At 49.8% G+C, this 6,204-nt stretch carries 4 protein-coding genes; 1 reads left to right on the top strand and 3 read right to left on the bottom strand.

Annotation, left to right across the window (positions count from 1 at the left end; all coding sequences use genetic code 11):
- Positions 1-112: 112 nt before the first annotated feature.
- The 3 genes from VN105_RS24725 to VN105_RS24715 form a co-directional block, all read right to left on the bottom strand.
- Complete coding sequence (locus VN105_RS24725; protein ID WP_325645273.1) at positions 113-487, bottom strand: GreA/GreB family elongation factor; 375 nt, start codon at positions 485-487, stop codon at positions 113-115.
- Positions 488-504: 17 nt separating this feature from the next.
- Positions 505-2,070: an FMN-binding glutamate synthase family protein gene (locus tag VN105_RS24720; protein ID WP_325645271.1), complete on the bottom strand. Its 1,566-nt coding sequence runs from the start codon at positions 2,068-2,070 to the stop codon at positions 505-507.
- 269 nt (positions 2,071-2,339) lie between these two features.
- Positions 2,340-4,646, bottom strand: coding sequence for a DUF7133 domain-containing protein (locus VN105_RS24715; RefSeq protein ID WP_325645269.1), 2,307 nt, complete (start codon positions 4,644-4,646; stop codon positions 2,340-2,342).
- 143 nt (positions 4,647-4,789) lie between these two features.
- Here VN105_RS24715 and VN105_RS24710 point away from each other — a divergent pair, with 143 nt between their 5' ends.
- Positions 4,790-6,055 (top strand): NupC/NupG family nucleoside CNT transporter, encoded by a 1,266-nt coding sequence (locus VN105_RS24710; RefSeq protein ID WP_325645268.1) that lies wholly within the window; start codon positions 4,790-4,792, stop codon positions 6,053-6,055.
- The last annotated feature ends 149 nt before the right edge of the window (positions 6,056-6,204 follow it).

The following is a 6,204-nucleotide window of genomic DNA, read 5'->3' as shown; positions in this document are numbered from 1 at the left end:
TATCAAATACGGCGATAAAATAACTTACCAATAAAAAAAGGAAGCCCTGGCAGACGCCAGGGCTTTTTTTGCTCTGTGATACATATTTGATCGCTAACACTAATAGCTTCTTCTATACGTTTACTTCCGTATTAATTACATCCAGGATATGCAGCTGCGTTTTTCCCGCAGGCACTTCCCAATCTATTATATCACCGGTGCTGTATCCCAATAAGGCGGTGCCTATGGGAGAAAGGATCGATAATTTACCCAGCTGTAAATTGCTGGCAGCCGGCAATACCAGCTGTACGTTTCTGATAGCCCCACTACGCTCATCCCTGAACCGCAGGGTAGAGTTTACCTGCACTACATCGGCAGGTACTTTACCTTTCCTGATAGTGGCCCTTTCAAGCTCTTCTCTCAGTTTGTCCGTACCCGGTGCGTGATAGCACAGGGTTTTAAGGATTTCGTAATCATGTAGGGACACAATGATCTGTTTCTTTTTCATGATAACCGGGTTTTATGTCAGTTGTTTACAGATGGCCCCGGGTACAGCAATGCGCCTGCTTTACTGTTATGATCCGGAGCATATATTTCTTCATAAGATCGTATATCCGTTCTGGTTACACGCCTGTACAGGGCGGCAGGATCCACCTTCTCTGCGGAAGCAAATCCGCAGGCGCCCATGAGTTCCGCCAGTGCCGCAATGGTGTTACGGTGATAATTGGCTACCCGTACTTTTTTGTCGGCCACATTTACTCCCTGGTACAAATGCGGGTCCTGCGTAGCCACCCCCACAGGACAACTGCCGCTATCGCATTGCAGCGCCTGGATACAACCCAGGGCCAGCATCATTCCCCGGGCGCTGTAACAGGCATCCGCACCCATTGCCAGTACTTTTAGTATGTCGAAGCCGGTAATTATTTTTCCGCTGGCAATAATGCGTACGTGTTGCTTCAACCGGTGATGTTTCAGCAGGTTGGTTACCAGTGCCAGTGCATCGTACAAAGGCATGCCGATGGAATCGGTGAACTCCAGCGGAGCCGCACCGGTACCGCCTTCCGCGCCATCTACTGTGATAAAATCAGGATAAATACCCGTGTTTACCATGGCTGTGCAGATACGTTCAAACTCATCTGCACGGCCCACGCACAGCTTAAACCCTACCGGCTTGCCCCCGGAAAGCTTACGTAACTGTTGCAGAAAAGCCAGCATTTCATACTCATTGCTGAAGGCGGTATGGCCTGCAGGCGATAGTACGCTTACACCCGGTTTTACTTTACGGATACCTGCAATTTCAGGAGTGTTTTTGGCGGCCGGCAATACGCCGCCCTTACCGGGTTTGGCGCCCTGGCTCAGCTTCACTTCAATCATTTTTACAGCCGGTTCATTTGCTGCCGCAGCAAATACTTCCGGGGAAAAGTTGCCGCTTTCATCCCGGCAGCCGAAGTAGCCTGTACCGATCTGCCAGATCAGGTGGCCGCCATGCTGCAGGTGATAAGGGCTGATCCCGCCCTCCCCCGTATTGTGTGCAAAATTGCCTATCTGCGCGCCGCCATTGAGAGAGGCGATCGCTGTTTTACTCAACGCGCCGTAACTCATGGCGCTGATGTTCAGCAGGCTGGCATTATAAGGCTTATCGCATTGTTCATTCCCGATGTTCACCCGCAGCGACTCCGGTTTTACCTTAGTGGGAAACGCCGTATGGGCCGCCCATTCATAGCCCGGTTCGTACATATTGTCCAGCGCCCCAAAAGCCACCGTTTGTTTTACATCTTTCGCGCGTTGATACACTACTGCGCGCTGCCGGCGACTGAAGGGCCGCCCGTCTGTATCTGATTCAAAAAAGTACTGCCGCATTTCCGGCCTTATCTGTTCCAGCAGGTAACGCAGCCGGCCCAGCAAGGGATAATTCCGCAGCAGCGCATGCTTACCCTGCAACCGGTCGTAGATCGTAAGCAGGGTAAGGCCCACTGCTACAGGTAACAGGATCCATCCGCTTAAATAACCGCGATAAAGGCTTGCAGCCACGCTCACATCCAGCAACAGGCATAAAAAATAAACCGCCCATCGTGCTATCCGATGATTCATAAAACTGATTTTATAAGATTGTTTTGGAAATACTAATGGAATAAAACTGTGCAGATGCAGTTATCCCCCCGGGTACAACACTTTATATGCTAAAAGTTGCCCGGGCTTAATTGTTGAAGTCTTTTGGGCAGGATAAGAACGGCAAAAGAAACCCGCACGTGCATTTGGATGCACGGGGTGTATTGAGTAAGGGTAATATGTAATTTGCCGGATGCAATTAATGAATAATTGTATCCGGCAAATATAGGACTTTTATTTACAACAAAAGGTTAATTCGCTAATTCGCCCGCTGTGAAAGGCTTCTGGCGGCCATTGTGCAGTTTCCGCACCTGTTGGATATCAGCGGCGGTCACTTTATCGGCTTTATTTTTCCAGGCGCTGCGCAGGAAGGTAAGCAGCTGTGCAATATCAGCATCGCTAAATTCATCGCTACCACCTATACCCGGCATATCGCCGTTTATTTCGGGGGCTTTGTACATCTTTCCGTGTACTTCTACCGGTCCGGTGAGACCGAATAATACAATAGATATAAATGCTTTCTTATTACCGTTCACCCAGTTGCTTTCATTCAGCGGTGGCGCCATGGAGGCGATGCCTTCCCCGCTTTTACCATGACAGGTTTGGCATACGGTATTAAAGATCTTATATCCTCCTGGCAATTCTTTCCGCAAGGCTTCCATCTTTTTAGCGTTGGCTTTACTGTCCATGTTCTTCAGTACCAGTTGCAGCTGACGGCGCAATACCAATGTAGTGTCGGGGTTCCAGGCAATTACCTGTTTCAGTAAAGCCTCTTCCCTGTTGGCGGCATTGTTCACCAGCGCGGCAGACACATAACGGTCAGGCGCATACGCTTTTATCATCTTATCTTCCAGATGTGTGGCCGCTGTTTTATCCAGTTTTCCTACTGCCGGCAATATATAAGCCACTGCCGGCGCCAGGTAAGGGTTGTTTGATAAGGAATCCAGCGCTGCTACGGTTGCCTTGATACTGCCGCTGTTCAATACCGATGGTAATGCTGCGAGCCCCTGCAATTTTAAACCGGCATCGGCTTGTTGCCAGATCCAGCTGATATCTTCTGCTGTAAGGCTGTGCAGCCCTTCCAGGGTCCAGAGGGCGTGGATCTGTGTGAGCGGATGCGTGGCATCTTTGAGCATGGTTCTCAGTTCGGGCGCCATGGCTGTTAAGTGCTGATCAATGATGAGTTGCTGCGCTTTATCTCTCAAAATACCATTTTCGTTACCCAGCATTTTACCGAGAAAAGCAGGCGTAAGTTCAAACGTTACCGGCTGCGGTTTGCTGCCTGCAGGAATGATCCGGTAAATACGGCCGCAGTTCAGCGGCAGCGTAAGGTTACGCATCTTTATTTCATTCTTCAGGTATTCTGTAATATAGGTTTTATGCTGCAGGATACCGCGATACATATCGGCAATGTACAACGCCCCGTCGGGGCCGGTACGCAAATCCACCGGGCGGAAGCGCTCATCTGTGCTGGCCAGAAATTCCTTTCCTTTATAGGCCTGTACCCCTTTCACAATGTAGCCGCTGTCTGACAAAATATTCCTTTTGATCAGGTTGGCGGAGGGCTCTGCCACAAATGCGTTGCCTGCATAAGTAGCCGGCAGCAGGTTGCCGCGGTAGATCATCGGGCCGCAGGCGGCGGTAAAATTCACCAGGCGCAGGCTGTCGTCCAGCGTGCCTTTCTGGTAACCTCGGTTTACGCCGGGTGTAGGATGAGCCGGATAAGTACGGTTATCGGGTACTATTTTCTGATCGAAACCGGCCGCATTATTCTGCTGGGGATTAGTGCCGCCCAAACCGGGTGAAAAGTAATCGCCCAGGAGGTTTTCGGAGTTGTTATTATAATAAAGACGTCCATGATCATCCTGGGTAATACCCCATTGGCCGCGGAAGTGGGTAGACTCTTTCAGCCATTTATTTCCCTCCTTACGGTAACGCCTATCCGATTTTGCGTTGTAGATCCAGTTATCCATGGCGCGCAGCAAACCGTTGGGCTGATGTTCCACATTTCCGCCGGCAGCATATTGATCGTCCACCAGGGTTTTCTTACCGGGTTTATCACCATTATTTTCTATGAACCACAGTTGCGGAGGTGTAGCCACCAATACGCCGTTTTCTATCAGGCATATGGCTCTTGGCAGCACCAGTGAGTCGAGGAACACGGTGCGTTTATCCATCACGCCGTCGCGGTCTGTATCTTCCAGGATCACGATTTTTCCATCGGGCTTATCTTCCCCGGTGCCGGTGGTATCGGGCATAAAACCGGTCATTTCAACTACCCACATGCGACCGCGGTCATCAAACGACATGGTTACAGGGGCTACCACCATGGGTTCTGCGGCTACCAGCTGCACTTCCAGGCCTTTATCGACCTGCATCTGACCGATGGCTGTTTTGGCATCCAATACGGGCGAGGTGGCAAACTGCTCCCGCATGGCAATAGAATCTTGTTCGTGTTTGTTTCCGTCTTTAGGCTGATTTCCTTGTCCACAGGCAAATAGCGCCAGACATAACGTGGCGGTTAAACGATAGTGAATACGCTGCATTGGTTTATTCATTCGATTGCGAAAGCAATAAAAATACATTTCTAAATATATTTTTTCTGAAAAATTATATGAGCTGATGGTTCCCGATCTGCACCACGTCAAAAAAACTTATCTTCGTCGCTTCATTGCATACATTTTACGATTTATTTGCATTTATGGAACGCTTTCAGGGCATCATAGGCATTGTACTTATTTTGGGTATAGCCTTTCTATTCTCCAATAACAGAAGTAAGATCAATTACAGGCTGGTGTTCAGTGGTATTGGCTTACAGGTATTGATCGGTTTCCTGGTATTTAAGGTGCCCCCTATTACCTGGTTCTTCCAGCGGGTGGGAGATGCAATGGGTAAGCTGGAAGCCTTTGCCCGTAAAGGCGCGGCCTTTGTGTACGGCGGTATTGGCGTATCCCAGCCGGATGGTACAGGGTTGAAGGATTATGCGGCGGGGGGATTTGTATTTGCTTTTAACGTAACGGCTACCATCATCCTGGTGTGTGTGCTGGTAGCGGTTTTATATCACTACGGCATCATGCAGCGCGTAGTGGCGGTAATTGCCCGGGCGATGAACTATGTGATGCGTGTTAGCGGTGCGGAAGCGTTGAGCAATGTGGCGAGTGCATTTGTAGGGCAGGTAGAAGCGCAGGTAATGATCCGGCCCTACTTATCAAGTATGACCAGGAGCGAGATCCTGGCGTCTATGAGTGGTAGCCTGGCCTGTATTGCTGGCGGTATCCTGGTGGTGTATGTAAACATGGGGTTGCAGGCAGGATTGCACATTGCGCCCTTCCTGATCACAGCCAGTCTCATGGCTGCTCCCGGCGCACTGGTGATTTCCAAGATCGTTTTCCCGGAAACGGAAGAAAGTGTAACGATGGGCCGTGTTAAAATGGAAGTAAAGAGTAACTACACCAACGTGATCGACGCCATTTCACACGGTGCCGGCGATGGTTTTAAAATAGCCATGAACGTGATTGCCATGCTGATCGGGTTTATTGCATTCATTGCGCTGATCGACTGGATCCTGATCCATATTGGTCATACTTTCAATCCTGACTTCAATCTCAGCCTCGACTGGATCTTCGGGAAAGTGTTTATGCCAATGGCCTGGGCCATGGGCGTGCCCCAGGGCGATGTGCAGAATGTAGCAACCTTGTTGGGCCAGAAACTTACCATTAATGAGTTTGTAGCGTTTAAAAGTCTTACTGATAAAACTGTTCCGGTGTTAACCTCCAAGGGTATTGCCATTGTTACCATTGCGATTGCCGGCTTTGCCAATTTCAGCAGTGTAGGGATGCAGATTGGCGGCATCGGCGAGCTTGCCCCCGACCGGAGGTCCGACCTGGCTAAACTGGGGCTGAAAGCGCTGTTATGCGGCACGCTGGCGTCTTATATGTCCGCTGCCATCGCGGGGATATTGATTTAAACGCCTTCGGCGTTTGTCTTGTAGCGGATTTTGTCTGACTCAGGATTACGCTGATTTTACTGATTACAGGAGTTTTTTAGCCTGTGTTTTGTTGGTATAAGCGGGATGTTGTCTGACTCAGGATTACGCTGATTCTACTGATTACAGGA

The organism is Chitinophaga sp., assembly GCF_035564935.1.
GTDB lineage: Bacteria > Bacteroidota > Bacteroidia > Chitinophagales > Chitinophagaceae > Chitinophaga.
The sequence above is the reverse complement of the archived record's forward strand: the minus strand, read 5'-3'. Positions and strand labels throughout refer to the sequence as shown.